This window comes from Caballeronia sp. NCF2, assembly GCF_023631205.1.
Classification (GTDB): domain Bacteria; phylum Pseudomonadota; class Gammaproteobacteria; order Burkholderiales; family Burkholderiaceae; genus Caballeronia; species Caballeronia zhejiangensis.
In genome coordinates, this window is sequence record NZ_JALQDN010000028.1 from 81646 (window position 1) to 108001 (window position 26356).

At 63.4% G+C, this 26356-nt stretch carries 31 protein-coding genes; 17 read left to right on the top strand and 14 right to left on the bottom strand.

Annotated elements, in window-relative coordinates:
* Nucleotides 1–130 precede the first annotated feature (130 nt).
* Nucleotides 131–1360 (top strand): argininosuccinate synthase, encoded by a 1230-nt coding sequence (locus tag NCS02_RS11455; RefSeq protein WP_250523129.1) that lies wholly within the window; start codon nucleotides 131–133, stop codon nucleotides 1358–1360.
* A 55-nt stretch (nucleotides 1361–1415) separates the two neighbouring features.
* On the opposite strand, the gene murB is transcribed toward NCS02_RS11455, so the two are convergent.
* Nucleotides 1416–2432, bottom strand: coding sequence for a UDP-N-acetylmuramate dehydrogenase (murB, locus tag NCS02_RS11460; protein WP_239295101.1), 1017 nt, complete (start codon nucleotides 2430–2432; stop codon nucleotides 1416–1418).
* Between the two features lie 103 nt (nucleotides 2433–2535).
* Between murB and NCS02_RS11465 the strand changes: the two genes are divergently transcribed.
* Entirely contained in the window at nucleotides 2536–3021 is a 486-nt protein-coding gene (locus NCS02_RS11465) for a YajQ family cyclic di-GMP-binding protein (protein ID WP_008342740.1), read from the top strand.
* 60 nt (nucleotides 3022–3081) lie between these two features.
* On the opposite strand, the gene plsY is transcribed toward NCS02_RS11465, so the two are convergent.
* The 5 genes from plsY to queG all read right to left on the bottom strand — a co-directional run bounded on the left by plsY (nucleotide 3082) and on the right by queG (nucleotide 6974).
* Nucleotides 3082–3708 carry a glycerol-3-phosphate 1-O-acyltransferase PlsY gene (gene plsY / locus NCS02_RS11470; protein ID WP_008342743.1) on the bottom strand — a complete coding sequence of 209 codons (627 nt, stop codon included), beginning with the start codon at nucleotides 3706–3708 and terminating at the stop codon, nucleotides 3082–3084.
* Between the two features lie 36 nt (nucleotides 3709–3744).
* On the bottom strand, nucleotides 3745–4236 hold the full coding sequence (ybaK, locus tag NCS02_RS11475; protein ID WP_239295102.1) for a Cys-tRNA(Pro) deacylase: 492 nt from the start codon (nucleotides 4234–4236) through the stop codon (nucleotides 3745–3747).
* A 97-nt stretch (nucleotides 4237–4333) separates the two neighbouring features.
* Nucleotides 4334–5263 carry a site-specific tyrosine recombinase XerD gene (xerD, locus tag NCS02_RS11480; protein WP_250507498.1) on the bottom strand — a complete coding sequence of 310 codons (930 nt, stop codon included), beginning with the start codon at nucleotides 5261–5263 and terminating at the stop codon, nucleotides 4334–4336.
* Nucleotides 5260–5736 carry a methylated-DNA--[protein]-cysteine S-methyltransferase gene (locus NCS02_RS11485; RefSeq protein ID WP_250523130.1) on the bottom strand — a complete coding sequence of 159 codons (477 nt, stop codon included), beginning with the start codon at nucleotides 5734–5736 and terminating at the stop codon, nucleotides 5260–5262. The genes xerD and NCS02_RS11485 overlap by 4 nt, the downstream gene beginning before the upstream one ends.
* On the bottom strand, nucleotides 5733–6974 hold the full coding sequence (queG, locus tag NCS02_RS11490) for a tRNA epoxyqueuosine(34) reductase QueG (RefSeq protein WP_250523131.1): 1242 nt from the start codon (nucleotides 6972–6974) through the stop codon (nucleotides 5733–5735). Before queG ends, NCS02_RS11485 begins: the two co-directional genes overlap by 4 nt.
* A gap of 18 nt (nucleotides 6975–6992) precedes the next feature.
* Here queG and tsaE point away from each other — a divergent pair, with 18 nt between their 5' ends.
* Complete coding sequence (gene tsaE / locus NCS02_RS11495) at nucleotides 6993–7565, top strand: tRNA (adenosine(37)-N6)-threonylcarbamoyltransferase complex ATPase subunit type 1 TsaE (protein WP_250435130.1); 573 nt, start codon at nucleotides 6993–6995, stop codon at nucleotides 7563–7565.
* Nucleotides 7547–9049, top strand: a complete 1503-nt coding sequence (locus NCS02_RS11500) for an N-acetylmuramoyl-L-alanine amidase (protein WP_250523132.1) — start codon at nucleotides 7547–7549, stop codon at nucleotides 9047–9049. The genes tsaE and NCS02_RS11500 overlap by 19 nt, the downstream gene beginning before the upstream one ends.
* A gap of 19 nt (nucleotides 9050–9068) precedes the next feature.
* Here the strand turns inward: NCS02_RS11500 and NCS02_RS11505 are convergent, their stop codons facing one another.
* On the bottom strand, nucleotides 9069–9947 hold the full coding sequence (locus NCS02_RS11505; protein WP_008342753.1) for an O-acetylserine/cysteine exporter: 879 nt from the start codon (nucleotides 9945–9947) through the stop codon (nucleotides 9069–9071).
* 165 nt (nucleotides 9948–10112) lie between these two features.
* On the bottom strand, nucleotides 10113–10379 hold the full coding sequence (locus NCS02_RS11510) for a hypothetical protein (protein ID WP_008342754.1): 267 nt from the start codon (nucleotides 10377–10379) through the stop codon (nucleotides 10113–10115).
* 180 nt (nucleotides 10380–10559) lie between these two features.
* On the opposite strand from NCS02_RS11510, the gene NCS02_RS11515 reads away from it, so the two are divergent.
* Nucleotides 10560–11459: a pirin family protein gene (locus tag NCS02_RS11515; RefSeq protein ID WP_250523133.1), complete on the top strand. Its 900-nt coding sequence runs from the start codon at nucleotides 10560–10562 to the stop codon at nucleotides 11457–11459.
* Between the two features lie 68 nt (nucleotides 11460–11527).
* Complete coding sequence (gene trxA, locus NCS02_RS11520; RefSeq protein ID WP_175980465.1) at nucleotides 11528–12376, top strand: thioredoxin; 849 nt, start codon at nucleotides 11528–11530, stop codon at nucleotides 12374–12376.
* A 64-nt stretch (nucleotides 12377–12440) separates the two neighbouring features.
* Here trxA and NCS02_RS11525 read toward each other — a convergent pair whose 3' ends face one another.
* Nucleotides 12441–13286: a tRNA threonylcarbamoyladenosine dehydratase gene (locus NCS02_RS11525; protein ID WP_250523134.1), complete on the bottom strand. Its 846-nt coding sequence runs from the start codon at nucleotides 13284–13286 to the stop codon at nucleotides 12441–12443.
* A 286-nt stretch (nucleotides 13287–13572) separates the two neighbouring features.
* On the opposite strand from NCS02_RS11525, the gene pdxH reads away from it, so the two are divergent.
* Nucleotides 13573–14214 carry a pyridoxamine 5'-phosphate oxidase gene (pdxH, locus tag NCS02_RS11530; protein WP_250523135.1) on the top strand — a complete coding sequence of 214 codons (642 nt, stop codon included), beginning with the start codon at nucleotides 13573–13575 and terminating at the stop codon, nucleotides 14212–14214.
* 101 nt (nucleotides 14215–14315) lie between these two features.
* Nucleotides 14316–15530, top strand: coding sequence for a class I SAM-dependent methyltransferase (locus NCS02_RS11535; protein ID WP_008342762.1), 1215 nt, complete (start codon nucleotides 14316–14318; stop codon nucleotides 15528–15530).
* Between the two features lie 60 nt (nucleotides 15531–15590).
* Here NCS02_RS11535 and NCS02_RS11540 read toward each other — a convergent pair whose 3' ends face one another.
* The gene (locus tag NCS02_RS11540; RefSeq protein WP_250523136.1) at nucleotides 15591–16022 is read right to left on the bottom strand and encodes a DUF29 domain-containing protein; all 432 of its coding nucleotides are present in this window, start codon (nucleotides 16020–16022) and stop codon (nucleotides 15591–15593) included.
* Between the two features lie 127 nt (nucleotides 16023–16149).
* Here NCS02_RS11540 and NCS02_RS11545 point away from each other — a divergent pair, with 127 nt between their 5' ends.
* On the top strand, nucleotides 16150–17259 hold the full coding sequence (locus NCS02_RS11545) for a DUF72 domain-containing protein (RefSeq protein WP_250523137.1): 1110 nt from the start codon (nucleotides 16150–16152) through the stop codon (nucleotides 17257–17259).
* Nucleotides 17260–17273: 14 nt separating this feature from the next.
* On the opposite strand, the gene msrA is transcribed toward NCS02_RS11545, so the two are convergent.
* Nucleotides 17274–17822, bottom strand: a complete 549-nt coding sequence (msrA, locus tag NCS02_RS11550) for a peptide-methionine (S)-S-oxide reductase MsrA (RefSeq protein ID WP_008342768.1) — start codon at nucleotides 17820–17822, stop codon at nucleotides 17274–17276.
* A 323-nt stretch (nucleotides 17823–18145) separates the two neighbouring features.
* Here msrA and NCS02_RS11555 point away from each other — a divergent pair, with 323 nt between their 5' ends.
* Complete coding sequence (locus NCS02_RS11555; RefSeq protein ID WP_239295111.1) at nucleotides 18146–18658, top strand: flavin reductase family protein; 513 nt, start codon at nucleotides 18146–18148, stop codon at nucleotides 18656–18658.
* Between the two features lies 1 nt (nucleotide 18659).
* On the opposite strand, the gene NCS02_RS11560 is transcribed toward NCS02_RS11555, so the two are convergent.
* Entirely contained in the window at nucleotides 18660–19163 is a 504-nt protein-coding gene (locus tag NCS02_RS11560; RefSeq protein WP_008342772.1) for an Lrp/AsnC family transcriptional regulator, read from the bottom strand.
* A gap of 133 nt (nucleotides 19164–19296) precedes the next feature.
* Between NCS02_RS11560 and kynB the strand changes: the two genes are divergently transcribed.
* Genes kynB through kynA form a run of 3 tightly spaced genes read left to right on the top strand, consistent with a single transcriptional unit; the run spans nucleotide 19297 to nucleotide 22089 of the window.
* A complete protein-coding gene (kynB, locus tag NCS02_RS11565) occupies nucleotides 19297–19923 on the top strand; it encodes an arylformamidase (RefSeq protein ID WP_250523138.1) in 627 nt (208 codons plus the stop codon).
* Nucleotides 19924–19949: 26 nt separating this feature from the next.
* Nucleotides 19950–21200, top strand: coding sequence for a kynureninase (kynU, locus tag NCS02_RS11570; protein WP_250523139.1), 1251 nt, complete (start codon nucleotides 19950–19952; stop codon nucleotides 21198–21200).
* 13 nt (nucleotides 21201–21213) lie between these two features.
* Nucleotides 21214–22089: a tryptophan 2,3-dioxygenase gene (gene kynA / locus NCS02_RS11575; protein ID WP_008342777.1), complete on the top strand. Its 876-nt coding sequence runs from the start codon at nucleotides 21214–21216 to the stop codon at nucleotides 22087–22089.
* A 4-nt stretch (nucleotides 22090–22093) separates the two neighbouring features.
* Here the strand turns inward: kynA and NCS02_RS11580 are convergent, their stop codons facing one another.
* The gene (locus tag NCS02_RS11580) at nucleotides 22094–22879 is read right to left on the bottom strand and encodes an IclR family transcriptional regulator (RefSeq protein WP_239295113.1); all 786 of its coding nucleotides are present in this window, start codon (nucleotides 22877–22879) and stop codon (nucleotides 22094–22096) included.
* A 134-nt stretch (nucleotides 22880–23013) separates the two neighbouring features.
* Here NCS02_RS11580 and NCS02_RS11585 point away from each other — a divergent pair, with 134 nt between their 5' ends.
* From NCS02_RS11585 to NCS02_RS11600, 4 genes are all read left to right on the top strand, one after another.
* A complete protein-coding gene (locus tag NCS02_RS11585; RefSeq protein ID WP_241814132.1) occupies nucleotides 23014–24204 on the top strand; it encodes an acyl-CoA dehydrogenase in 1191 nt (396 codons plus the stop codon).
* A 296-nt stretch (nucleotides 24205–24500) separates the two neighbouring features.
* The gene (locus NCS02_RS11590) at nucleotides 24501–24803 is read left to right on the top strand and encodes an ElaB/YgaM/YqjD family protein (protein WP_008342781.1); all 303 of its coding nucleotides are present in this window, start codon (nucleotides 24501–24503) and stop codon (nucleotides 24801–24803) included.
* Nucleotides 24804–24985: 182 nt separating this feature from the next.
* The gene (locus NCS02_RS11595; RefSeq protein WP_034471543.1) at nucleotides 24986–25366 is read left to right on the top strand and encodes a phage holin family protein; all 381 of its coding nucleotides are present in this window, start codon (nucleotides 24986–24988) and stop codon (nucleotides 25364–25366) included.
* Between the two features lie 21 nt (nucleotides 25367–25387).
* A complete protein-coding gene (locus NCS02_RS11600) occupies nucleotides 25388–25894 on the top strand; it encodes a DUF3318 domain-containing protein (RefSeq protein WP_008342783.1) in 507 nt (168 codons plus the stop codon).
* Between the two features lie 8 nt (nucleotides 25895–25902).
* Here NCS02_RS11600 and NCS02_RS11605 read toward each other — a convergent pair whose 3' ends face one another.
* Nucleotides 25903–26355, bottom strand: coding sequence for a type IV pilin protein (locus NCS02_RS11605; RefSeq protein ID WP_239295115.1), 453 nt, complete (start codon nucleotides 26353–26355; stop codon nucleotides 25903–25905).
* Nucleotide 26356 lies beyond the last annotated feature (1 nt).

The window sequence follows — 26356 nt, forward strand, 5'->3', positions numbered from 1 at the left end:
AAATTTGCGGAGGCGCGGCTTTTTAATGTCAGAATAGTAGTTTTTCCGCGCACTTCATGCCCGTCGCGCGCCCGGCGGACGCGAAGCGGCGCACAACCGCCGCACCGGCTTTTCCGCACACGAGTTCACCATGAGCGATATCAAGAAAGTCGTGCTCGCCTATTCGGGCGGTCTCGACACCTCCGTCATCCTGAAATGGTTGCAGGACAACTACGACGCCGAAGTCGTGACCTTCACCGCCGACATCGGTCAGGGCGAGGAGCTGGAGCCCGCGCGCAAGAAGGCGCTCCAGCTCGGCATCAAGCAGGAAAACATCTTCATCGAAGACCTGCGTGAAGAGTTCGTCCGCGATTTCGTGTTTCCGATGTTCCGCGCGAACACCATCTACGAAGGCGAGTATCTGCTCGGCACGTCGATCGCGCGTCCGCTGATCGCGAAGCGCCAGATCGAGATCGCGCGCGCGACCGGCGCGCAGGCCGTCTCGCACGGCGCGACCGGCAAGGGCAACGATCAGGTGCGCTTCGAGCTCGGTTACTACTCGCTCGAACCCGGCATCAAGGTGATCGCGCCGTGGCGCGAATGGGACCTGCTCTCGCGCGAAAAGCTGCTCGCGTATGCGGAAAAGGCCGGCATTCCGATCGAAATGAAGCACAAGCAAGGCGGCGCGCCCTACTCGATGGACGCGAACCTGCTGCACATCTCGTTCGAAGGCCGCCATCTGGAAGACCCGAAGGCCGAGGCCGAAGCCGAAATGTGGCGCTGGACCGTGTCGCCGGAAGAGGCGCCGGATCAGGCGGAATATGTCGATATCGAATTCGAGAAGGGCAATCCGGTCGCGCTGAACGGCAAGCGCCTGTCGCCCGCCGAGATGCTGACCGAGCTGAACCGTCTCGGCGGCAAGCATGGCATCGGCCGTCTGGATCTGGTCGAGAACCGTTACGTCGGCATGAAGTCGCGCGGCTGCTATGAAACGCCGGGCGGCACGATCATGCTGAAGGCGCATCGGGGTATCGAGTCGATCACCCTCGACCGCGAAGTGGCGCACCTGAAGGACGATCTGATGCCGCGTTACGCATCGCTGATCTACAACGGCTACTGGTGGAGCCCGGAGCGCCGCGCGCTGCAGGTGCTGATCGACCACACGCAGGAGAAGGTCAACGGCTGGGTGCGCGTGAAGCTCTACAAGGGCAGCGTGTCGGTCGTCGCGCGCGATTCGAAGGAAACGCTGTTCGACAAGACCATCGCGACGTTCGATGACGACGGCGGCGCCTACAACCAGGCCGATGCCGGCGGCTTCATCAAGCTGAACGCACTGCGCATGCGTATCGCGGAGAACGCGCGCCGTCAGCGCGGGGACTGATCTTTCGTTGGAATCAGGCTCGAGAAAAAACCCGCCGCCGCGGGTTTTTTCGTTTTCAGACGCGCACCGGCTCCATCTCCAGTTCGACATTGAAACGTGCCAGCACGTCGCGCCTGATGGCTTCGGCGAGTTCGAGCACCTGCGCGCCCGTCGCGCCGCCGCGATTCACGAGCACGAGCGCCTGACGATCGTGCACCGCCGCGCCGCCGATGCCGCGCCCTTTCCATCCGCACTGGTCGATCAGCCAGCCCGCCGCGAGCTTCACTTGCCCGTCGGCTTGCGGGTACGAAACGACGCCCGGTTCGCGCTGCTTGAGCGCCTCGAACGCCTGCGCACTCACGACCGGATTCTTGAAGAAGCTGCCCGCGTTGCCGAGCGCGGTCCAGTCGGGCAGCTTGGCGCGGCGCACGGCGACGACCGCATCGAAAATGGCTTGCGCATCCGGCGTCGCGGCGCCGTCGAGCGCGCGGGCGACGTCGACGTAATCCGCGCGCGGCGTCCACGCTTTCGGCAGCCGGAACGTGACCGACGTAATCATGAAGCGCCCGCGCCCTGCCCGCTTGAAGAAGCTGTCGCGATAACCGAAGGCGCACGCGGCGCGATCGAATTCCGCGCGTGCGCCGGTCGCGAGTTCTACCGCCGTCAGCCGCTCGAAGCGCTCGCCCATTTCCAGCCCGTACGCGCCGATGTTCTGAATCGGCGCCGCGCCGACCGTGCCGGGAATCAGCGCGAGGTTTTCGAGCCCCGGCATGCCCTGCGCGAGCGTCCACGCGACGAAATCGTGCCAGTTCTCGCCCGCGCCGGCTTCGACGAGCCACGCATCGTCGTCTTCGCCGATCACGCGTTTGCCGCGAATGCCGACGATCAGCGCGACGCCGTCGAAATCGCGCGTCAGCACGATATTGCTGCCGCCGCCGAGCACGAGTTGCGGCATGTTTGCGATGCGCGCATCGGTGGCGAGCGCGGCGGCCGCATCGACGGAATCGATACGCATCGCGTGACGCGCGCGCGCGTCGAAGCCGAACGTGTTGTGGGCGAGCAGAGAGAAACCGGAGAGGAGCTGGAGCGACATGAACGAAGCGCGTCGGTAGAATGACGACAGGTCCGTGATTATAGCGATTGCGCGAGCCACGCCTGCCCGGCGCGCTCGTCGCCTCAATGAAGGAGAAAGACAGATGCCATCGTTTGACGTCGTCAGCGAAGCAAACATGATCGAAGTGAAGAACGCGATCGAGCAATCGAACAAGGAAATCTCGACGCGCTTCGACTTCAAGGGTTCGGATTCACGCGTCGAGCAGAAGGAGCGCGAACTCACGCTCTACGCCGACGACGACTTCAAGCTCGGCCAGGTGAAGGACGTTCTGCTGAACAAGATGGCCAAGCGCGGCGTCGACGTGCGTTTCCTCGACTACGGCAAGCAGGAGAAAATCGGCGGCGACAAATTGAAGCAAGTCGTCACGGTGAAAAAAGGCGTCTCGGGCGATCTGGCGAAGAAGATCGTCAAGATCGTGAAGGACAGCAAGATCAAGGTTCAGGCGAGCATTCAGGGCGACGCGGTGCGCGTGCAAGGCGCGAAGCGTGACGACCTGCAAAGCGCCATCGCGCTGCTCAAGAAGGAAGTCACGGACACGCCGCTCGACTTCAACAACTTCCGCGACTGATTCCTGATTGCTTCAGAAACGAAAAAGCCGTTCCGGTTTGCGCCGCAACGGCTTTTTGCATTATTCGGCGACCTTCTTTTTCTCGCCGATGCGGCTTTCCTTGCCGGCCAGCAGCTTCGAAATATTCGCGCGATGCCGCCAGATGAGCAGCAGGCTCATCGCCAGCACGGCGAGCGAGATGCGGCTCGGCCCGAACAGAAACACCTGAAAGAACGGTGCGAACACGGCCGCGACGAGCGCCGCGAGCGACGAATAGCGGAAGAAGAACGCGATGATGAGCCACGTGAGCAGCGTCGCGATACCGAGCGCCGGATGAATCGCGAGCAGCACGCCCGCCGCCGTCGCGACGCCCTTGCCGCCCTGGAACTTGAAGAAAACCGGGTACAGATGCCCGAGGAACACGGCGATGGCCGCGAGCGCCGTCGCCGTGTTGATGCCCGTTTGATCCCAGCCGAAGCTCGCGCCGAAGTGCGCGACGATCCACACGGGCAGCCAGCCCTTGAACGCATCGCCGATCAGCGTCAGGATCGCAGCCTTCTTGTTGCCGGTGCGCAGCACGTTCGTCGCGCCGGGATTGCCTGAGCCGTACGAGCGCGGATCGGCCAGTCCCATCGCGTGACTCACGACGACGGCAAACGAAATCGATCCGATCAGATAGGACGCGACGGCGACGAGCAGAAAAATCATGGTGTCTTTTCGGTTATGGCGAGAGCGGAACGCATTCTAATCGACGCTCGCGCACTGCACGGGTTTCGCGCCCAGCAACTCGGTCAGCACGCTCGGATCGATGCTCACGAGATACCCTCGCCGCCCGCCGTTCAGATAGATGCGATCGAGTTCGAGAATGCTCGATTCGACGTACACCGGCATCGCTTTTTTTGTGCCGAACGGCGACGTGCCGCCCACGAGAAACCCCGAATGCCGGTTCGCCACTTCGGGCTTGCAGGGTTCGACGCGCTTCGCGCCAATCTGACGCGCGAGATTCTTCGTGGATACCGTGCGATCGCCGTGCATGAGGACGATCAGCGGCTTCGCGTGCTCGTCTTCCATGACGAGCGTCTTGACGACGATATGTTCGTCCACGCCGAGCTGACGCGCGGATTCCTCCGTGCCGCCGTGCTCGACGTAATCGTAAGGATGCTCGCCGAATTCAACCTTGTGACGACGCAGGAATTGCGTCGCGGGCGTTTCGGACACGTGTTTTGCTTTCGACATGCCACGCATTGTAGCGGCGCGCCGTGGCGCTCACCATCGGCCATTCGGCCGAGTATGCAGCGCAACGCGGCCGTGGCACGATCGTTCGCAGATGACGCTATCCGCGCGGATGATGCTCCCGATGCAGCTTCTGCAGCCGCTCGCGCGCGACGTGCGTGTAGATCTGCGTCGTGGAAATGTCCGAGTGGCCGAGCAGCAATTGCACGACCCGCAGGTCCGCGCCGTGATTGAGCAGATGCGTCGCGAACGCGTGCCGCAGCGTGTGCGGCGAGAGCGGCGCGTGCACGCCGCCGTTCAGCGCATGACGCTTGATGATGTTCCAGAACTGCTGGCGCGTCATGCCTTCGCCGCGCGCGGTGACGAAGAGCGCATCGGCGGAGCGCGCGCCGAGCAGCACCTGACGCGCATCGCGCAGATAGCGTTCGAGCCAGTCGTGCGCCGTTTCGCCGAACGGAATCAGGCGTTCTTTCGAGCCTTTGCCCATCACGCGCACGACGCCTTCGTTCAGGCCGACTTCGACCGTCTTCAGCGTGACGAGCTCGGTCACGCGCAGGCCGCTCGCATACATCAGCTCGAGCATCGTGCGGTCGCGCAAGCCGAGCGGCGTCTCGATGTCGGGTGCGCCGAGCAGCGCTTCGACTTGCGACTCGTTCAGCGTCGACGGAAAGCGCGGCGGCTGCTTGGCCGAGCGCAGCTTGAGCGTCGGATCGGCGGACACGCGATGCTCGCGCAATGCCCACGCGTAATAGCGCCGAAAGACCGACAGACGCCGGTTCGCGGACGTCGCCTTGTCGCCGCGGCGCGCGGCCATGTAGCCGTTCATGTCGGCTTCGACGGCGGCATCGATCGACGCGCCGCGCGTCTTGCCGAGCCATTCCGCGAAGAGTTTGAGGTCGCGCCGGTACGCTTCGAGCGAGTTCTTGGCGAGGCCGTGTTCGAGCCAGAGCGCATCGCAAAAGAGATCGATCGCGTCCTGACTCGCGACGAGTCCCGGTGCTTGCATTGCTTCAGTCGTTGCGCTCGTCATGCGATCGATACACCTTCATGCGCCAGCAGCCAGCGCTTCACGTTGCGATAAAAACCTTCGCCGGGATGATGCGCGAAACCGCCGATCCCGCCCGAGGCCACTACCCGGTGGCACGGTATCACGATCGGCAGCGGATTGGAGCCGCACGCCTGCCCGACCGCGCGCGGCACGCTGCCGATCTCGCGCGCGAGCTGGCCATAGGTCCAGACTTGGCCCGCCGCGATGCCCGAGATGCCGCGCCATACGCGCTGCTGAAACGCGGTGCCGCGAAGCGCGAGCGGCAGGTCGAAGCGCATCAAAGGCGTCTGGAAATACGCGCGGATCTGCGCGGCGGCTTCCTTCGCGAGCGGCGTTTCAGGCTCAATGCTGCCGACATCGTCCGGCAGATAGACGATCTCGCGCACGCATTGCGCATCGGCGCGAATGCCGACCTTGCCGAACGGCGCGTCGATCACGGCATCGAATGGCTTCACGTTCTTGTCCCTTGTTCGAGCGCCCACAGCACATGCTCGCGCACCAACGCCGACGAATCGTCCGCACGCGCGCGCAATGCATCGACGATAGCCTCGCGTTCTCCCGCGCCGAGCGACGGATCGCGCAACGCATTGCCCATCGCGACCGCGATATTGCGCAGCCAGCGCTCATGCCCAATGCGCCGGATCGCGCTGCCCTGCATACGCGTGTCGAAATCCGCCGCGCTCCATGCGAACAGCTCGACGAGCGTCGCGCGATCGAGTCCGTGGCGCACGTCGAAATCCGCGACCGGCGCGGCCTGCGCGAACTTGTTCCACGGACAGACGAGCTGACAATCGTCGCATCCATACACGCGATTGCCGATCAGCGGACGCATCTCCTCGGGAATGCTGCCGTGCAGTTCGATCGTCAGATACGAGATGCAGCGCCGCGCGTCGACGCGATACGGCGCCACGATCGCGCCCGTCGGACACGCGCCGATGCAGCGCGTGCACTGCCCGCAATGCGCGCCTTCGTGCTCGGGATGCGGATCGACGGGCAACGGGACATCGACGAAAATTTCGCCGAGAAAGAACAGCGATCCGGCGTCGCGATCGAGCAGCAACGTATGCTTGCCGCGCCAGCCGGCGCCCGCTTTCTGCGCGAGCGCGACTTCGAGCACCGGCGCTGAATCCGTGAACGCGCGATGCCCGAACGGCCCGATCTCGCGCTCGATGCGCTCCGCCAGCTGCTGCAGGCGATTGCGCATGACCTTGTGATAATCGCGCCCGCGTGCGTAGATGGAGACCATCGCCTGCGACGGCTTCGCGAGCCGCGACCATTCGATCGCGCGCCAGTCGTTCTTCTGACCGTCGGCTGTCGCGACACTTTCATCGCCCTTTTTCGCGAGCGTTTCCGCAGGAAGATAGGCCATGCGCGCGGTGATGACACGTCGCGTGCCGGCCACAAGCTCGGCCGGTCTTGCGCGTTTCATCCCATGTTTGGCCATATAATCCATTTCGCCGTGATAGCCTGCTTCGAGCCAATCAGTCAGGCCCTTCTCGGCATCCGTCAGGTCGATATCGCTGATGCCGACCGCACCGAACCCCAACTCGCGCCCCCATGTCTTGATGCGCTGCGCGAGTTCTGCCAGCGCGTTTTCATCGAGATCGAAGACGCGAGACTCTGAATCGGATTCAGCGGCGGCGTCGCTGGACGCTGTCGTGATTTCAACGGAATGTTCCGGCAATCGGTTCATCACGACATTTTACGAGCAATGCCCGAAAGCCCCGCACGAACGACGCAAGACTTATCCGCCGCGCTTCTCGAACGCCGCTTCGACCTGCGCGACGAAGCCGCGACGCTCGCTTTCGGAGAACGCTTCGCGCGCGCCATCGACGCTACGCGTCTGTCCATATCGCACGCTTCGTCTGAACGTTTTCACGGTCTGCAAGTCCAGTTGATCGGTGATCTCGGCGCGGGCAAGACCACGCTCGTGCGCGCGACCTTGCGCGCGCTCGGCCACGTCGGCCGCGTGAAGAGCCCGACCTACACGCTCGTCGAACCGTATTCGCTCGTCACCGAAAGCGGTCCGCTCGACGTTTATCACTTCGATCTCTATCGCTTCGCCGATCCGGCCGAATGGGCCGATGCCGGCTTTCGCGAATATTTCGATGCGGGCGCGGTGTGCCTCGTCGAATGGCCGCAACAGGCGGGTGGCCTGCTCGGCGTGCCGGATCTCGTGTTTGCGCTGTCTCTGCCGGACGAAGGAACGTCGAACGATGAAGGCCGCGTGCTGACCGCGCGGGCATTTAGCGAAACAGGAAAGTCATGTCTCGAAAGATGTTGATCAAGCCATTTCATTCGATCGAATTGGCTGCCCAAGCGCCGCACAACTGGCGTCGCCGTCAGGTGTTGCGCGCAGGCGCTTCGACGCTCGTGCTCGCGCTCGTCGGACCGAAGCTCGCGCATGCGAGCAGCGTGCTCGGCGTGCGCGTGTGGCCCGCGCGCGACTACACCCGCGTGACGATCGAATCGGACCAGCCGCTTCAGAACGCCAATCAGCTATTGCAGGGGCCGGACCGGCTCGTGGTCGATCTCTCCGGCATCGATCTCGATCAGGCGCTGCGCGATCTCGTCTCGAAGATCACGCCGAACGATCCGCAGATTCAGGCGGTGCGCATCGGGCAATATCAGCCGCATGTCGTGCGCATGGTGTTCGATCTGAAAGGATCGGTGAAGCCGCAGGTGTTCACGCTCGGGCCGATCGGCAGCTACAAATACCGGCTCGTGTTCGATCTGTATCCGGCCGTCGCACCCGATCCGCTGATGGAACTGCTCGCGCAGACCGAGCGCAAGCAGGAAGCGCTCGACCGCGCCAATCCGAATCCGTCCGCGCCGCCGCCCGCGACGCTTTCCGGGCCGGCGACCGCGCAGAAACCGACGACGCCCGATTCCACCGACGAGTTCTTCCAAAAGTACGCGCAGAACGAAACGCCCGCCGAAACGCCGCCGAAACCGGCGGTCAAGCCGCGCGTGCCGGCGCCGCCGCCCGTCATCGCGAAGAAGGACGACGACAACGACGCCTACGCGTTCTCCACGCCCAAGCAAGGCGCCGGCACGACGCGCCTGCTCACCGTCGCGATCGATCCCGGTCACGGCGGCGAAGATCCGGGCGCGATCGGCGGCCAGGGCACGTACGAGAAGCACATCGCGCTCGACATCGCGAAGAAGCTGCGCGCGAAGATCGACGCCCAGCCCAACATGCGCGCGATGATGACCCGCGACGCCGACTTCTTCGTGCCGCTCAACGTGCGCGTGCAAAAGGCGCAGCGCGTCTCCGCCGATCTTTTCGTGTCGATTCACGCCGATGCCTTCACGTCGCCCGAGGCGCGTGGATCGTCGGTGTTCGCGCTGTCGGAGCATGGCGCGTCGAGCGCGGCTGCGCGCTGGATGGCGAACAAGGAAAACTCGTCGGATCAGGTCGGCGGCATCAACGTGAAGTCGCAGGACGCGAGCGTGAACCGCGCGCTCTTCGATATGTCGACGACCGCGCAGATCCGCGATTCGATGCGCTACGGCAGTTTCGTGCTGAACGAAATCGGCGGCATCAACAAGCTGCACAAGGGTTCGGTCGAGCAGGCGGGTTTCGCCGTGCTGAAGGCGCCGGACATTCCGTCGATCCTCGTGGAGACCGCGTTCATCAGCAATCCGGACGAGGAAACGCGCCTGAACGACGACGCCTATCGCGACAAGATGGCCAACGCGATCATGAAGGGCATCAAGCGCTACTTCGCGGCAAATCCGCCGCTCGCGAAGAGCCGCATGACGTAAAAATCCGGCCGGGTTTCGTTCAGCGCGCCGGCAGAATGCGCTGAACGAGCCGCGCGCCGAATACGTTCACCACGAGTCCCGCCATCACGAGCGCCGCGCCCGCCACCTGCGCCGAATTCAAACCCTCGCCGAGAAACAGCGCCGCCGACGCCAGCCCGATCACCGGGACGAGCAGCGAGAACGGCGCGACGCTTCCCGCCGGATAGCGCGCGAGCAACTTTCCCCACAAGCTGTAACCGACGATCGTCGCGATGAACGAAAGATAGAGAATCGCGAAGATCGAGATGAGCGGAATCGTCGCCAGACTGGATTCGATGCGCGCCGCGCCTTCGAAGATGAGCGAGAGCGCGAGGAACGGCAGCGGCGGAATCAGGCTGCCCCACACCACGAGCGAGAGCAGATCGACCTTGCCCATGCGCTTCGTCACGATATTGCCGAGCGCCCACATCGCGGCGGCGGCGAGCGTGAAGAGAAAGCCGGTGATGGTCATCGCGTGACCGCCGCGCATGCCGATGAGCGCAAGCCCCGCCGCCGCGATCAGCAGGCCGGCGACGTTCGCCGCGCGGATGCGCTCGCCGAGGAACATCGACGCGAAGATGAGCGTGAAGAATGCTTGCGCCTGCAGCACGAGCGACGCGAGACCGGCGGGCATGCCCACGTACATGCCGTAGAAAAGCAGCGCGAACTGCCCGAGAGAAATGGTGAGCCCGTAGGCGAAGAGCCAGCGCAGCGGTATCTGCGGACGCTTGACGAAGATTGCGGGCACGGCGGCGAGCGCGAAGCGCAGCGCGCCGAGCAGCATCGGCGGAACACCGTGCAGTCCCAGCTTGATGACGACGAAATTCACGCCCCACGCGAGAATGACCACCGATGCGATCAGCAGATCCTTTGGCGACATCGCCCCTCTTCCTTGTGTCATGTGCGTCGTTGGCGAGCCGTAAAGTGTAGCCGAGGGCGCGGCGGCAGGCTTGTCAAATCCTGCGCGGCATGACGATGCACGCAAAAAGCGCCCGCGCCTCGTGAAAGGCGCGAGCGCTTTCGCTGCGATGATGCGAAACGGCGCCTACTTCGACTGACCCGATTCCGTGTTGGCGTTGTTGCCGGTTTCGACGGCCGGCGTCTTCTTGGTCGCCGTCGATTTCGTCGTGTGCTTGTGCATCTTGTGCTTCTTAGGCGTCGTGGCGGCCGAACTATCGGTGGTTGCGCCGACCGTATCGTTGCCCATCGCCGCCGACGAATTGCCCGACGAGGTCTGCGCGAACGCGCCCGTTGCGGCGGTGGCCGTGAAAAGGCCAGCGGTGATGGCGATCAAAAGCTTGTTCTTGCTCATTTCGACTCCCTATCCAGATTGTCACGTTGCGAAAGTTGCGCCAAGCCGCGAGCGTGAAATCCACGCGGCACCAAAAAAACGAAAGTCTCGGCGGCAACGCCTGCGCCGCGCGGCATCGGCCGGTAGAATCGGCTGATCCACGCGCCATTCCGGCGCGCGATCTTCCTTCCGGAACCCGCCATGCCTTCGACGATCCGCGCATTGCTGAAGCCACACCAACATGACGTCGGCGGCCTCATGGTGCGGCGCGTGCTGCCCGCCCTCGCGGCGCGCACCGTCGGACCCTTCATCTTTTTCGACCATATCGGTCCCGCAACGCTCGTGCCCGGAAACGGCCTCGACGTGCGTCCGCATCCGCATATCGGGCTCGCGACGGTCACGTATCTGTTCGACGGCGCGATCATGCATCGCGATAGCGTCGGCTCCGTGCAGAAGATCGTTCCCGGCGACGTCAACTGGATGACCGCGGGCCGCGGCATCGTCCATTCCGAGCGCACGCCCGACGAGGAACGCGCATCCGGCCAGACGATGCACGGCATCCAAACGTGGGTCGCGATGCCCGCCGCGAGCGAGGACATCGAGCCGGCCTTCGAGCATCACGCGGCGGCGGCGTTGCCGCAGATCGAGCGCGACGGCGTCACGCTGCGCATCATCGCGGGCACGGCGTTCGGCGCGAAAGCGCCCACGCGCACGTTTTCGCCGACGCTTTATGTCGCCGCGCAGTTCACGCCCGGCAGCGCGATCACGCTCGATACGGAGCACGAGGAGCGCGGCGTGTATCTCGTGAGCGGCGATTTGTCGATCGACGGCGAACCGCTGCCCGAACAGCAGATGGCCGTGCTCGCGCCCGGCGCCGACGCGAAGCTGACGAGCGCGAACGGCGCGGTCGCGATGCTGCTCGGCGGCGCGCCGCTCGACGGCGCGCGCTTCATCGAATGGAATTTCGTGTCGAGTTCGCGCGAGAAGATCGACGCGGCCAAGATCGCCTGGAGCGAGCAGCGCATGGGCCACGTGCCCGGCGAGACCGAGTTCATTCCGCTGCCGCCGCAGCGCCGCGAGAATCGCGCGCCCGAAGCCTGACGCGCTTGAGAACCGGCTGTGTTGTCCCCACGTAATCGGGATCGACCGAAAGCATTAGGAGAAAACGCATGGATACGACCCTCGCCACATTCGAGAAAGATGTCATCAACGCGTCGATGCTCGCGCCCGTGCTCGTCGATTTCTGGGCGCCCTGGTGCGGCCCGTGCAAGACGCTCGGCCCGATGCTCGAGAAGCTCGAAGTCGAAGCGGCGGGCGCCTGGAATCTCGTCAAGGTGAACGTCGACGAAAATCAGGAACTCGCCGCGCATTTCCAGGTGCGCAGCATTCCGCACGTCATTGCGTTCGCGGAAGGACGGCCGGTCGATCAGTTCATCGGCGTGCTGCCGGAAGGCCAGTTGCGCGAGTTCATCGACCGTCTCGTGCCCGCCGGCGCCGATGCCGAGCGCCGCGCCGCGCAGAGCGCGTGGGCCGCGGGCGATCGCCAGCTCGCGATCGACACCATCAAGGCCGCGCTCGCGCTCGATCCCGGTTACGAGGACGCGCGTCTCGATCTGATCGAATGGCTGATTGCGGAACGCCGCATCGACGAAGCGAAGGAAGAAGACAAGCTGTTGTCGCCGAAGACGACGCAAGGCATCGACGCGCGCTACAACGCGTTGAAGACCGAGCTCGACGCCGCCGATGCAGCGGCCGATCTGCCGCCCGCCGACGCGCTCATCGACGCCGTGAACGCGAATCCCGACGATCTCGATGCGCGCTTCGCACTGGCCAATCGGCTGATCGCGGGCCGCGATTACGCTGGCGCGCTCGAACATCTGCTTGCGATCGTCGTGCGCGACCGCGCCTTCATGGACGACGTCGGCCGCAAGACGATGCTGTCGGTGTTCGAACTCGCCGCGAATCAGCCGGATCTCGTTTCGCAGTGGCGGCGCAAGTTAAGCGCGGCGATCAACTGATCGTCGATCGATCGCCGGCTTTGGATGAAACAATGGCCGGCTATCGAAGCTGGCCATTTTCGTTTCAGGCGGCGCGCTTCGCCAATTCCCGCAAGACATGCGCGGCCGCCGCGAAGCCGAAGCTCGCCGTCACGCACACGCTCGAACCGAAGCCCGCGCAATTCAGCCCGACGGGCCCCGCGTAATTCGCGCCGGTTTCGAGATGTTCGGCGCCTTCGCTGATGTCGCACGCGGGCGCTTCGGGATAGATCAGCGGCTCGTCCGAATACACCGCTCTCACCTTGAATCGCGCCTTCGGTCCGCGCGGAAAACCGTGCAGCTTGCGCAACTGGCCGCGCACTTTCGAGAGCAGCGGATCCTGAATCGTGAGCGCGAGATCGTCGATGCGAATGCGCGTCGGATCGAGCTGCCCGCCCGCGCCGCCGACCGTAATGAGCGCCTGCTTGCGCGCCACGCACCACGCGATGAGCGCCGTTTTCGTACGCACGCTGTCGATCGCGTCGATCACATAGTCGAAACCGCCGCCGAGCGTTTCATCGAAATTGCCCGGCTCCACGAAGTCTTCGATCTGCCGCACGTCGCACGCCGGATCGATCAGTTTGATGCGCTCGGCCATCGCCGTGACTTTCGCCTTGCCGTAGTTGCCGTCGAGCGCGTGAATCTGACGATTCGTATTGCTTTCGGCGACGTTATCGAGATCGATCAGCGTAAGCCGGCCGACAGCACTGCGCGCAAGCGCCTCGGCAACCCACGAACCCACGCCGCCGATGCCGATCACCGCGACATGCGCCCGTTCGAACGCGGCGAGCGCGGGCGCGCCGTAGAGGCGCGCGATGCCGCCGAAGCGCCGGTCGCGATCGGCGAGTTCGTGGACGCTGGGCGTCGCAGTGGTTTCGGATGAAGCGTTCATGTCGTGCGGATGGATGAAATCGGATGCATTGAAAGCAAACTAAAAGCTGCCGAAATGCACCGCACGTTGTGCGGCGTCAAGCAACGCTTACAGACGGCTATCGAGTTCGCGAACGTGGTAGTTCGATCATGCAAAATGCGGGCGAATTGCGTATTCTGCCTTATCGAAACCATGAACGTGATAGCCGCGACTGCCGCGCTCCCGGCACGCGGTGCGGGCATGGGTAATCAGGGCAAGATCGTTTCACCTTGGCTATACTGACGCGACTGTAGCGCTTGCATAAAAAATGACGACCCTCGCAGACCTTCGCAAAAACTATTCGCGCGGCGCGCTCGATGTGTCCGACGTCGACCCGAATCCGATAAGCCAGTTTCAAACCTGGTTCGCCCAGGCGCTCGATGCGAAGCTGCCCGAACCGAATGCGATGACGCTTGCCACCGTCGATGACCAGGGCCGTCCGTCCGCGCGCATCGTGCTCATCAAGGGCGTCGACGAACGCGGATTTGTTTTTTTTACCAATTACGATAGCCGCAAGGGCCGCGAACTCGCCGCGAATCCGGCCGCGAGCCTGCTGTTCCACTGGATCGAGCTCGAGCGTCAGGTGCGCATCGAGGGCCGCGTCGAAAAGACGAGCGATGAGGAGAGCGATGTGTATTACGCGTCGCGTCCGCTCGGCTCGCGCATCGGCGCGTGGGCATCGGATCAGAGTCAGCCGCTCGAAAGCCGCGAGGCGCTGGAAGCGCGCGAGCGCGAGATGATCGCGAAGTACGGCGACGCGCCGCCGCGCCCGCCGCACTGGGGCGGATATCGTCTGGTGCCGGACACCGTCGAATTCTGGCAGGGACGCCCGTCGCGCCTGCACGATCGCATCGTGTACACGCGGGACGGCGCGGGCGATCCGTGGCAAATCATGAGACTCGCGCCGTAAATCAATAAAACGCGGGCATTGGCAGCAACCGAGATCGCAACGGCAACGAACATGAAGGCGCGAGCCTTCACCTTGATTTTCTTTAGCGCGGAGAAACAAGCATGTTCTGGGAGAAGAAGCTGACGCAGTGGGTTGAGGAAGTGCGCGCGCGGGCGAATTTGCCCGCGCGTCTCGTGCTGTGGGATGGCCAGCAGCACGATTTCGGCCAGTTCGCCGCGCCTCAGGTGACGTTGCACGTAAAGAGCGCGACCGCGCTGCCCTATCTGCTCGAACCGAGTCTCGACAATCTCGGCGAAGCCTATGTGAAGGGCAAGATCGACATCGAAGGCAAGCTGTCCGACATCATCAACATCGGCTACTCGCTCGCGAAAAGCACGGTGACGAGCGCGAGCAAGCTCGCCCGCGTGCGACGCTACTTCAATCATTCGAAGACGTCGGACAAGAAAGCCATTCAGTACCACTACGATGTGTCGAACGAGTTTTATCAGCTCTGGCTCGACAAGAACATGGTGTATTCCTGCGCGTACTTCGAGAATGGCGACGAAGACATCGACACCGCGCAGTTGAAGAAGATCGACCACATTCTCACGAAGATCCAGTTGCAGCCGGGCCAGCGCCTGCTCGATATCGGCTGCGGCTGGGGCGCGCTCGTGATCCGCGCGGCGCAGAAGTTCGGCGCGAATTGCGTCGGCGTCACGCTTTCGGAGAATCAGTTCAAGCTCGCGACCGAGCGCGTGAAAGCCGCGGGCCTCGCCGACCGGATCGAAATTCGCCTTCAAGACTATCGCGATATTCCGGGGCAGTTCGACCGGATCACGAGCGTAGGGATGTTCGAGCACGTCGGACGCAAGAATCTGCCGGAATACTTCTCGAGGATTCGCGATCTGCTTGTCGATGACGGCGTCGCGATGAACCACGGCATCACGTCTTCCGATGCCGACAGCGGCGAGACATCGCTCGGCGGCGGCGAGTTCATCGACAAGTATGTGTTTCCGGATGGCGAGCTGCCGCACATCAGCCTCGCGCTCGAATGCATGCAGCGGGGCGGGCTGGAGGCGATCGACGTCGAAAGCCTGCGGCGGCATTACGCGCGCACGCTCGACATCTGGGCCGAGCGGTTCGAGGCCAACGCGGAGCAAGCGAAGAAGCTCGTCGACGATGAGCATTTCCGCATCTGGCGCGTGTATCTCGCGGGCTGCGCGTATGCGTTCGAGAACGACGACGTGTCGATCTATCAGGTGATCTGCCGCAAGGCGGGACGCAGCGCGACGACGCTGCCGTGGTCGCGGCGGTATATCTATGAGAAGGCGCTCTGAGACGGGGGCTGATGCTTGAATCAGGCGCAGCGCTTTCCGGTGCCGCGCCTGTTTTTTCGACTATCCGGGCAAGAATTCGCCGTCCATGATCTGCTCGATCGACCAGGGACAGCTTTCCGGAAAATCTTCCAGACCGGTTTCGTTCGAGGCTGCCACGACCGCTTTTTCCCATACGAACGCGAACCACTCCGAATCGCTGAACTTGCCTTTCAAGCTCGGCGCTTCATCGAGCACCAGGGCCACGTCCTTGCGTTGCACTGCGATCGTGCGCCTCCAGCTATTGCGACGCCGCCCTGGCTGATACTGCCATTCGAGCAAATGGGCTAACAACACAGTGAGACGACTCACCAGTTCTCGCTGTTCACTCTTACCCACGTCCTCGATCTCCTCCGCGATATGCTCGATGTCCAGAGCCGAGAGCTGCCCCGAGCGCAGCAATGCCGCTTGCTCTTTCGCCCAGAGCACGACGTCCTGTTCGTAGCGCGTTTCCACCTCATACTCCTGTCTCATCCCGGATTCCCTGCCCGGACACTCGGATATTCTATCCACTACACTGCGACTTCTTTCGCGCATCGTCGCTCAAGTCGCATCGATTTTTCTGAATTTCGGCTTGCCACTCATGAACACTCACAACCGTGTGAACAACGATGCCGAACCTCGAAAGCACGAAGTCACCATCGCGACGGATCAAGAGTTGGATCTTTTCGGCGAGTCCGCGCCAGCTTCTATCGAACCAGCCAAACCGCCGAGACAACCCAAACCGCGCGGCGTCCTTCCCGCGCCCTTGCAACCCGAGCTCGCAGCCCTCGCGAAGCGTCTTCCGGACGCGATCCATCTCGGCACATCGACGTGGTCGTTTCCCGGCTGGCGCGGCATCGTCTATGGCGATGACTACTCGAACACCAAACTCTCGCGCGACGGCCTCACCGCTTATAGCGCGCATCCGCTCCTGAAGAGCGTCTCCATCGACCGGTCGTTTTACGCGCCGCTGTCGCTCGCCGATTACGCGCGTCACGCGTCGCAAGTGCCCGCGCATTTCCGCTTCATCGTGAAAGCGCCCGCATCCGTCACCGATGCCTTCATCCGCGGCGAGCGCGGCACGCCGGACGCGGAAAATCCCGGGTTTCTGAACGCGCAGATCGCCATCGACGAGTTCGTGACGCCGTGCATCGGCGGTCTCGGCGAAAAAGCAGGCGCGCTCGTGTTCCAGTTCTCGCCGCTGCCCGACGCGATGATCGTCGAGCCGGCGCGCTTCATCGAGCGGCTGTCGGCGTTTCTGCAAGCGCTGCCGCCGCTCGAAGGCGACGCGTGCTACGCCGTCGAGATCCGCGACGCCGCGATGCTCACGCCGCGCTTTATCCGCGCATTGCGTGACGCGAACGTGCGGTATTGCATCGGCGTTCATGCGCGCATGCCGGACGTGCGCCGTCAGGCGAAAGCGCTGGCGCTGCTCGATGAAGAAAAAATGGGACCGCTCATCGTGCGCTGGAGTCTGCACAGCGGCTTCAAATACGAGCAGGCGAAAGCGAAGTACGAGCCGTTCGACAAGATCGTCGACGAAGACCTCGACACGCGCCAAGCGCTCGCCGAACTGGCCGCGCGATATGCGATCGCGGGCCAGCCGGTCGTGACCGCGGCGAACAACAAGGCGGAAGGCTCCGCGCCGCTGACCTGCTTCGAACTCGCGCGCGGCATCGCGCAGGAATGCGAGCGCGCGCGGATCGACTAGCGGCTAGACGCGCATCACGCCTTCAGGCGATGCACGAACTTCTTGCGAAACTTCGCGACCTTCGGCCCGACGACCGCCGCGCAATATCCCTGATTCGGATGCTGCGCGAAGTAGTTCTGGTGATACGCCTCGGCCGGATAGTAATCGTCGTCGAGCGGCACGACTTGCGTGACGATCTTGCCGCCGTAGACATCCTCGCGCTGCAACTCGTCGATGACTTCGAGCGCCGTCTTGCGCTGTTCGTCCGAATGCGTGAAAACGGCCGAGCGATACTGCGTGCCCACATCGTTGCCTTGTCGGTTGAGTTGCGTCGGATCGTGCGTCGCGAAGAAGATCTCGAGCACTTCGCGATACGTGATGACCGACGGATCGAACACGACCTTCACCACTTCCGCGTGACCGGTGTCGCCGCTGCAAACCTGCTCGTACGACGGATTCACCACCTTGCCGCCCGCATAGCCCGATTCGACCGACTCCACGCCCTGCACCGCGAGAAACACGGCTTCGGTGCACCAGAAACATCCGCCGCCGAGTGTCGCGGTCTCAAGTCCGGGTTGAGTCATAAGGCAAGCTCCTCATCAAGTGCATGCGGCCACGCCGCGGATCATGCATATGGATGCGTCCGGCCGGTTATTCAATCGCCCGGGCGCGATGAATCGAGCTTACTGGGTTTGCGCACGCCGCGCAGAAAGCCCTCGTGCGGCAGAGAACTTGCTGCCGCAGTACGGTCATTTGACGGCCGGCGGCAGCCGATTCCGATAGAATCGACACAAATCTCCAGCTTTTACATGGCTTCTGAAAAGGTTCTTCCGACTGAAGCGCGACGCGCGGCCGGCTCGGTAGCACACGACACACTCGACCGCCCATTTGCCTGCCGATCTGCCGAATGACACGCGCCAAAACCCCGAATTTCGATCCGACCGCGTTTCGCGCCGCGCTCGGCCAGTTTGCGACCGGCGTCACGGTCATCACGACGCGCACCGAATCCGGCCAATTGATCGGCATCACCGCGAGTTCGTTCAACTCGGTGTCGCTGAATCCGCCGCTCGTGCTGTGGAGCCTCGCGACGAAATCGGCGTCGATGCCGGTGTTCCGCGCCAATAGCCACTACGTGGTGAATGTGCTCGCGGCGTCGCAGATCGACCTGTGCAAGCGCTTCGCGACCGTCAAGGGCGACCGCTTCGCGGGCGTCTCGCACGCCGCCGGCGATACCGGCATGCCGGTGCTCGACGGCGCGCTCGCGTGGTTCGAATGCCACAATCGCAGCCGCTACGACGAAGGCGATCACGTCATCTTCGTCGGCGAAGTGGAGCGATGCGGCGTGCGCGAAGACGCAAGCGACGTCGCGCCGCTCGTCTTCCAGGCGGGCGCTTTTCACACGCTCGGACCGCTCGAATAACTTACGCCGTGTGGCCGCGCCCCGGCTGCTCGATCAGCGCGACCGGCACGCCCGCGTCGTCCTTCATCGTCTGCAACACGATGTTCGAGCGAATGTCGATCACGCCAGGCGCCTTGTAGAGCTTCGAGAGAATGAAGTCGGAGTAGTGCTTGAGGTTATGCGCAAGCACGCGCAGCACGTAATGCGTGTCGCCCGTGACGACAAACGCGCCGACCACTTCGGGCCATTCGCGCACGGCCGCGGCGAACTTCTCGTGCCAATTTTCCTGGTCATTGCGCATCGAAACGTGGACGAACGCCTCCAGTTCGATGCCAAGCCGCTCGCGGTCGAGGCACGCGCGATAGCTCGCGATCACCCCTTCCTCTTCCAGCAGCCGCATTCGGCGCAGACACGCCGACGGCGAGAGCGAGATGCGCTCCGCCAGGTCCAGGTTACTGATCCGTCCATCTTCCTGCAGTACCGCCAGAATTCGGCAATCCGTTGCATCGAGCGTGAATCCGGTCATTTTTGAGTCCCCTAGCCCGTTTCATCGAATTATGTTCTAAGCGCGACAGTTTTGGGTGGTTATTTCGCAAGCACTTTTCGAGATGACACGACTATGATTTGACGCATCTCCACGCTTTCTGCTAGGGCGCGTCATGACGCTTCTGGACATTTCTCCACCGATCAATCCCGCCACGCCCGTCTGGCCGGGCGATACGCCGGTCGGCATCGAGCGCGTGTGGCGCATGGAGGCGGGCTCGCCCGTCAACGTCGCGCGGCTTACGCTTTCGCCGCACACCGGCTCTCATGCCGATGCGCCGCTTCACTACGACGAACACGGCGCGCCGATCGGCGAAGTCGCGCTCGACACGTACATCGGTGCGTGCCGCGTCGTGCACTGCATCGGCGCGTCGCCGCTCGTGACGCCAGAGCACGTCGCGGCGCATCTCGCCGACTGTCCTCCGCGCGTTTTGTTGCGCACCTACACGAACGCGCCGCTCGACGCGTGGGACAGCGCGTTCGCCGCCGTCGCGCCCGAGACCATCGACTTGCTGGCAGAAAAAGGCGTGAAGCTCATCGGCATCGATACGCCGTCGCTCGATCCGCAAGACTCGAAGACGATGGATGCCCACAAGCGCATCCGCGCGCACGGCATGGCGATTCTCGAAGGTCTCGTGCTCGATGCCGTCGCGCCCGGCGATTTTGAACTGATCGCCCTGCCGCTCAAATTCTCGACGCTCGACGCGAGTCCCGTTCGCGCCGTCCTGCGTCCGCTTTCCTGATGATCTTCAAATTTATGGACTTTTCGATGAAACATCGTGACGAAGCCGCGGCGCTCGACCGCGACGATCCGCTCGGCGCGCTGCGCGACCAGTTCGCGCTCGCCGACGGCGTGATCTATCTCGACGGCAACTCGCTCGGCGTGCCGCCCAAGGCCGCCGCCGCGCGCGCCGCCGATGTGATCGCCGCCGAATGGGGCGAAGGCCTGATCCGCAGCTGGAACACGGCCGGCTGGTTCGCGCTGCCCAAGCGCCTCGGCAACAAGCTGGCGCCGCTGATCGGCGCGGGCGAGGACGAAGTCGTCGTCACCGATACGATTTCGGCGAATCTTTTCAAGATCCTGTCGGCCGCGCTCAAGCTCGCGAACGAGCGCGATCCGAAGCGGCGCGTGATCGTCTCCGAACGTTCGAACTTTCCGACCGATCTGTACATCGCGCAGGGCTTGATCGAGCAACTGGATCGCGGCTACGAGCTGCGTCTCGTCGATGACCCTTCCGAATTGCCGACGGCGATTGACGAAAACACCGCCATTGCGATGATTACGCACGTGAACTATCGCACCGGCTACATGCACGACATGGCCGCGCTCACCGAGAGCATTCATCGCGCGGGCGCGCTCGCGGTCTGGGATCTCGCGCATTCGGCGGGCGCGGTGCCGGTCGATCTGAACGGTGTGGGCGCGGATTACGCCGTTGGCTGCACGTACAAGTATTTGAACGGCGGGCCGGGTTCGCCCGCGTTCGTTTGGGTGCCGAAGCGCCATCAGAACGCGTTTTCGCAGCCGCTTTCCGGCTGGTGGGGGCACAAGAAGCCGTTCGAAATGAACCCGGTGTATTGGCCGGACGACGGCATCGGCCGTTTTCTTTGCGGCACGCAGCCGATCGTGTCGATGTCGCTCGCCGAATGCGGGCTCGATGTTTTCCTGCAAACCGACATGCAGGCTCTGCGTCGCAAATCGCTCGCGCTTTCGGACTTGTTTATCAAGCTCGTCGAGGAACGTTGCGGCGACTTTCCGCTGTCGCTCGCGACGCCGCGCGATCACGCGCAACGCGGCTCGCAGGCGAGCTTCGAGCATCCGAACGGCTATGAAGTGATGCAGGCGCTGATCGCGCGCGGCGTGATCGGCGATTATCGCGAACCGCGCATCTTGCGCTTCGGCTTCACGCCGCTCTACACACGTTTCGTCGATGTATGGGACGCCGTCGAAATCCTGCGCGACGTGCTCGCGACCGAAAGCTGGCGCGCGCCCGAGTTCGCCGAGCGCGCATCGGTGACTTGAGAGGAACGTCGACATGAGCACTACACAAGGCTGCCCTTTCGGCCACGGCGCGCAGAACGCGACGCAAGAAAAAGGCTGGCACGACGCCAAGCTCGATTTCTCCGATTCGATGAGCTACGGCGATTACCTCGGCCTCGATTCGATCCTCAACGCGCAGCGTCCGCTCTCGCCGGATCACAACGAGATGCTGTTCATCGTGCAGCATCAGACGAGCGAGCTGTGGATGAAGCTCGCGCTATACGAACTGCGCGCGGCGCTCGCGGCGGTGCATCGCGATGAATTGCCGCCCGCGTTCAAAATGCTCGCGCGCGTGTCGCGCATCTTCGAGCAGCTGGTGCAGGCGTGGAACGTCCTCGCGACGATGACGCCCTCCGAATACACCGCGATGCGCCCGTATCTCGGACAGTCGTCGGGCTTTCAGTCGCATCAATATCGGCAGATCGAGTTCATGCTCGGCAACAAGAACGAGCAGATGCTGAAGCCGCACGCGCATCGGCCGGAGATTCTCGCGCAGGTCCGCGAAACGCTCGAGGCGCCCTCTTTCTATGACGAAGTGATTCGCCTGCTCGCGCGACGCGGCTTCGCGATCGATCCGGCGCGCCTGAACCGCGACTGGACGCAGCCGACGACGCACGATCCGTCTGTCGAAGCGGCGTGGCTCGCGGTGTATCGCGATCCGTCGCAACACTGGGATTTGTACGAGATGGCCGAGGAACTCGTCGATCTCGAAGACGCGTTCCGGCAATGGCGCTTCCGGCATGTGACGACGGTGGAGCGCATCATCGGTTTCAAGGGCGGCACGGGCGGCACGGCAGGCGCGTCGTATCTGCGCAAGATGCTCGATGTCGTGCTGTTCCCGGAGCTTTGGCACGTCCGAACGGTGCTCTGAGTCGTTACGCGAGACGCGCGGCAAGCGCCTTCAGCTTCGGGCCGATCGTCTCGCGGAAATATGCTTCGCCCATCGAAGACGCCGGCCCGCTGCTCGACAGCACGAGCCAGCGTCCGTTGCGCAGATCGCGGACCGGCGCGGCGATGGCGTTCACATCGTCGTGCCACTCGCGAAACGAGTAGCAGCAGCCGTCGCGCGCGAAATCCTCGATCGAGCGGCGGGCCGCTTCGACCTTCTCTTCGCCTTCGTTCCTGCCGAGTTCCTCAAACAGAGCTTCGCGCGCCGCGTCGTCCTGCACGGCGAGATAGGCGCGGCCCATCGAACTCGTGAGCATCGACAGACGCGAGCCGGGCGCGAGGCCGAGCGTCAGCGCCGTCTCGCTGCGGATCGTTTCCAGATAGATCATGTCGAGCCCGTCGCGGCAGCCGAGCGACACCGCCGCGCCGATCTCCCGCGCCAGCGCGCGCATGTGCGGACGCGCGAGTTCGAGCGTGTCCGCGCCCGCGAGCAGCGTGAAGCCAAGCGACAGCACGCCGGTATCGAGCGCGTATTTGCCCGCGGGTTCGTCGAAACGCAGATAGCCGAGCGTCGTCAGCGTGTAGGCGAGACGATTGACCGTCGCCTTCGGCAATCCCGTGCGGTCGACGAAATCGCGATTGCCGAGCAGCGTCTCGCCGGGACGAAACGCGCGCAGCAGGTCGAGCCCGCGAGCGAGCGCGACGACGAACTTGCGCTCGTCGACATCCTCCGACGAGAGGCGCCCGGAATTTCGATTGGAATCTGTCGACATCGGGTGATAGACTCGAAGCTGATTTGCAAAACATTGTTCCGCTTAGCGGAACTCACGTCAAGCGCCACGCGCTTCGGCCGATCACGCGAGCCGGTCGGTGCACGGCGCTTCACGATGAAATCAGGAGATTGCACATGGCCGACGCCGCCCGTTTCAACTGGGAAGATCCGCTCTTGCTGGATCAGCAACTGACCGAAGACGAACGCATGGTGCGCGACGCCGCGCGCGCGTACGCGCAGGACAAGCTGCAGCCGCGCGTCATGCAGGCGTTTCGCGAGGAGAAGACCGATCCGGCGATCTTCCGCGAAATGGGCGAACTCGGTCTGCTCGGACCGACGATTCCCGAACAGTACGGCGGCCCGGGCCTGAACTACGTGTGCTACGGGCTGATCGCGCGTGAAGTGGAGCGCGTGGATTCGGGTTATCGCTCGATGATGTCGGTGCAGTCATCGCTCGTGATGGTGCCGATCAACACGTTCGGCAGCGACGCGCAAAAGGAAAAGTATCTGCCGAAGCTCGCGCGCGGCGAGTGGATCGGCTGCTTCGGTCTCACCGAGCCGAACGCGGGTTCCGATCCGGCCAGCATGACGACGCGCGCGAAGAAAGTGCAGAACGGTTTCTCGCTGTCGGGCACGAAGATGTGGATCTCGAACTCGCCAATCGCGGACGTGTTCGTCGTCTGGGCGAAGCTGGAGGAAGACGGGCGCGACGAGATCCGCGGCTTTATCCTCGAGAAAGGCTGGAAGGGTCTATCGGCGCCGGCGATTCACGGCAAGGTCGGCTTGCGCGCGTCGATCACCGGCGAGATCGTGATGGACGAAGTGTTCGTCCCCGAAGAGAACATGCTGCCGAACGTGCGCGGCCTCAAAGGTCCGTTCACTTGCCTCAACTCGGCGCGCTACGGCATTTCCTGGGGCGCGCTCGGCGCGGCCGAAGCGTGCTGGCACACGGCGCGACAGTACACGCTCGATCGCAAGCAATTCGGTCGGCCGCTTGCCGCGAATCAACTGATTCAGAAAAAGCTCGCCGACATGCAGACCGAAATCACGCTCGGCCTGCAAGGCGTGCTGCGCCTCGGCCGCATGAAGGACGAAGGCACGGCGGCCGTCGAGATCACGTCGATCATGAAGCGCAATTCGTGCGGCAAGGCGCTCGACATCGCCCGGCTCGCGCGCGACATGCTCGGCGGCAACGGCATCTCCGATGAATTCGGTGTCGCGCGTCATCTCGTGAACCTCGAAGTGGTGAACACGTACGAAGGCACGCACGATATTCACGCGTTGATTCTCGGACGCGCCCAAACCGGAATTCAGGCGTTTTTCTAAACAAGCTTCATTCACAATTGAAAAGGGCTGGCGCATGTTGCGCCAGCCCTTTTTGTTTTCACGCGTGCATTTGCGCATCGGCGTGTGTAACTTTCGATCTACGCCTGAAACTTTTACGGGCCAGATCGTATCAATTCGAAACGATGTCGATGAAATCACGAGGCGTCGGCTGTCGCGCACGGCCCGATGCGACTGGAACGGAAACTGCGACATTCAGCGCGGCAGGGCGCACGTCTCCTCGTCAGCGATCCCATCTTTGGTTACGATTCGCGTAACCTCACCGATTGGAGCCTTTAATGTCAGAAATCAACAAGGAGCGATTCATGTCGGATATCAAATCAGTACTCGCTGACGCCGAAGATCTCTTGAAGCAAGCAGCTACCGCCACTGGCGAACGCGCCTCCGAACTGCGCGAGACCGCACTCACCCGTCTCAAGCAAGCCAAGGAAAAAGCCGCCGACGCGCAAGTCGTCGTGATCGAGCGAGGCAAGAAGGCCGCCCGCGCCACCGACGATTACGTGCACGAGCATCCGTGGGCGTCCATTGGGATCGCGGCTGGCATCGGCATGGTGATCGGACTTCTGATCAACCGGAAGTAAAGCACCCGTCTTCGATTCAATGGCCCGCAGATTGCTAATCAGCTTTCTGTCGCGGTCCCCGCTGGACTGAACCGCGAGCGCCTCGCCCGGGCGCGCGGTTCGACACTCGCACCGGCCGGCTGCCTCGAGCGCCGACCGGACCCACCAACAGCGGCACCAAACGCGCCTCTCGCATTCAAGCCATGACGACAGAACGGCCAACGCAGCAATCGTCTCCCGGACCGTTGCGACGAATTCTGAGCTCCGCCTTCGCCATCTTCGAGACGCGCCTTGAACTCATCGGCATCGAGCTTCAGGAAGAAAAGGAGCGGCTCATCGGCGTGCTTTTCCTCGGGCTCGCCGCCATGATGCTCGCGATGATGGCGCTCATCTCCCTGACGGTGCTCATCGCCATCTTCTTCTGGGACACGTATCGCTGGCAGGCGCTCGGCGGCATCACCCTTCTGTACGCGCTGATCGCGGTCGGATGCGGCCTGCGTGCGCGCAGCAATCTGCGCGATGCGCCGAACATGTTCGACGACACGCTCGCCGAATTCCGCAAGGACCGCGATACCTTCCGTTGATTCCCGCGCCCAAATCAAGCCATGAGCCAACACGACGACACCTTCAAGCCTCCCAAGCGCGGCAAGATGCAGAAGCTGCGCACGCCGCACATGCGCGCGCTGCGCAAGGAACTGCTGATCGCCCGCGCGGATGTCGAGCGCATGGAGCTGCGGCAAGCCACCTATGATCTGCGCACGTCGGTCACGCATTTCAGCGTGCTGCGCTTCCTGATGCCTGGCAGCGGCGGCTCGCGCCGCTGGGGCAAGCGCGGCCGCGGCGGCTCGGCGGGCGGCATTGGCGGCATGCTCGCTTCGCTGCTCGGCTCGGGCAATGTCGGCTTGCTGTTCAAGCAGTATCCGGTCATCGGATCGCTCGCCTCGCTCGTACTCACCAAGCCGGTGCGGACGAAGCTGTTGCACAGCGCGAAGCCGGTGCTCAAATGGGGCGGTCTCGCGCTCGCCGGATGGGAAGGCTGGCGCATCTACACGCAGATGAAGAACGCCGCGCCCGAAACCTCCAACGACGCCGTCGATCCGACCGTTTTCTGACGCCCGCATCAACTCTTCCCCGCCCAGCATGACGCCGACTGTGCCGCATCGAGCGGCGTGGTCGCGTCAGGCGGGCGATTCCAGCGCAGCCCGGTGGCGTCGATGACGAACACGCCGCAGACATCGTCCTGCATCGCGCCCGCCGCGACCGGCACGGCTTCGATCGCATAACCGCCGTTTGTCGGCGTTTCCGGCAGCACGGCCACGCTGTACACGGCCGCCCCGCTCGACGGCGCGCGATCGAGCCCGGAAGCGAGCGCGATCACCTCGCCGCTTTCCGATGTTTGCGCAAGACGCGCGGTTTCCACGAACTGAACCGCGCGCAGCAAGGCCGACGCGGCGTCGAGCCGATGCGCCTTCACCACGTGCGCCCGATACGCCGGGATCGAGAAAGTCGCGATGATCGCGGCAACGCCCAGCGCGATCATCAGTTCAAGCAGACTGAAGCCCTTTTCGTTCATA

Bases quoted from the DNA above. Each gene is read 5' to 3' on its own strand.
- NCS02_RS11455 (WP_250523129.1), top strand. From the start codon at position 131: ATGAGCGATATCAAGAAAGTCGTGCTCGCCTATTCGGGCGGTCTCGAC.
- murB (WP_239295101.1), bottom strand. From the start codon at position 2,432: ATGTCGCTCCAGCTCCTCTCCGGTTTCTCTCTGCTCGCCCACAACACG.
- NCS02_RS11465 (WP_008342740.1), top strand. From the start codon at position 2,536: ATGCCATCGTTTGACGTCGTCAGCGAAGCAAACATGATCGAAGTGAAG.
- plsY (WP_008342743.1), bottom strand. From the start codon at position 3,708: ATGATTTTTCTGCTCGTCGCCGTCGCGTCCTATCTGATCGGATCGATT.
- ybaK (WP_239295102.1), bottom strand. From the start codon at position 4,236: ATGTCGAAAGCAAAACACGTGTCCGAAACGCCCGCGACGCAATTCCTG.
- xerD (WP_250507498.1), bottom strand. From the start codon at position 5,263: ATGACGAGCGCAACGACTGAAGCAATGCAAGCACCGGGACTCGTCGCG.
- queG (WP_250523131.1), bottom strand. From the start codon at position 6,974: ATGAACCGATTGCCGGAACATTCCGTTGAAATCACGACAGCGTCCAGC.
- tsaE (WP_250435130.1), top strand. From the start codon at position 6,993: ATGCCCGAAAGCCCCGCACGAACGACGCAAGACTTATCCGCCGCGCTT.
- NCS02_RS11500 (WP_250523132.1), top strand. From the start codon at position 7,547: ATGTCTCGAAAGATGTTGATCAAGCCATTTCATTCGATCGAATTGGCT.
- NCS02_RS11505 (WP_008342753.1), bottom strand. From the start codon at position 9,947: ATGTCGCCAAAGGATCTGCTGATCGCATCGGTGGTCATTCTCGCGTGG.
- NCS02_RS11510 (WP_008342754.1), bottom strand. From the start codon at position 10,379: ATGAGCAAGAACAAGCTTTTGATCGCCATCACCGCTGGCCTTTTCACG.
- NCS02_RS11515 (WP_250523133.1), top strand. From the start codon at position 10,560: ATGCCTTCGACGATCCGCGCATTGCTGAAGCCACACCAACATGACGTC.
- trxA (WP_175980465.1), top strand. From the start codon at position 11,528: ATGGATACGACCCTCGCCACATTCGAGAAAGATGTCATCAACGCGTCG.
- NCS02_RS11525 (WP_250523134.1), bottom strand. From the start codon at position 13,286: ATGAACGCTTCATCCGAAACCACTGCGACGCCCAGCGTCCACGAACTC.
- pdxH (WP_250523135.1), top strand. From the start codon at position 13,573: ATGACGACCCTCGCAGACCTTCGCAAAAACTATTCGCGCGGCGCGCTC.
- NCS02_RS11535 (WP_008342762.1), top strand. From the start codon at position 14,316: ATGTTCTGGGAGAAGAAGCTGACGCAGTGGGTTGAGGAAGTGCGCGCG.
- NCS02_RS11545 (WP_250523137.1), top strand. From the start codon at position 16,150: ATGAACACTCACAACCGTGTGAACAACGATGCCGAACCTCGAAAGCAC.
- msrA (WP_008342768.1), bottom strand. From the start codon at position 17,822: ATGACTCAACCCGGACTTGAGACCGCGACACTCGGCGGCGGATGTTTC.
- NCS02_RS11555 (WP_239295111.1), top strand. From the start codon at position 18,146: ATGACACGCGCCAAAACCCCGAATTTCGATCCGACCGCGTTTCGCGCC.
- NCS02_RS11560 (WP_008342772.1), bottom strand. From the start codon at position 19,163: ATGACCGGATTCACGCTCGATGCAACGGATTGCCGAATTCTGGCGGTA.
- kynB (WP_250523138.1), top strand. From the start codon at position 19,297: ATGACGCTTCTGGACATTTCTCCACCGATCAATCCCGCCACGCCCGTC.
- kynU (WP_250523139.1), top strand. From the start codon at position 19,950: ATGAAACATCGTGACGAAGCCGCGGCGCTCGACCGCGACGATCCGCTC.
- kynA (WP_008342777.1), top strand. From the start codon at position 21,214: ATGAGCACTACACAAGGCTGCCCTTTCGGCCACGGCGCGCAGAACGCG.
- NCS02_RS11580 (WP_239295113.1), bottom strand. From the start codon at position 22,879: ATGTCGACAGATTCCAATCGAAATTCCGGGCGCCTCTCGTCGGAGGAT.
- NCS02_RS11585 (WP_241814132.1), top strand. From the start codon at position 23,014: ATGGCCGACGCCGCCCGTTTCAACTGGGAAGATCCGCTCTTGCTGGAT.
- NCS02_RS11590 (WP_008342781.1), top strand. From the start codon at position 24,501: ATGTCAGAAATCAACAAGGAGCGATTCATGTCGGATATCAAATCAGTA.
- NCS02_RS11595 (WP_034471543.1), top strand. From the start codon at position 24,986: ATGACGACAGAACGGCCAACGCAGCAATCGTCTCCCGGACCGTTGCGA.
- NCS02_RS11600 (WP_008342783.1), top strand. From the start codon at position 25,388: ATGAGCCAACACGACGACACCTTCAAGCCTCCCAAGCGCGGCAAGATG.
- NCS02_RS11605 (WP_239295115.1), bottom strand. From the start codon at position 26,355: ATGAACGAAAAGGGCTTCAGTCTGCTTGAACTGATGATCGCGCTGGGC.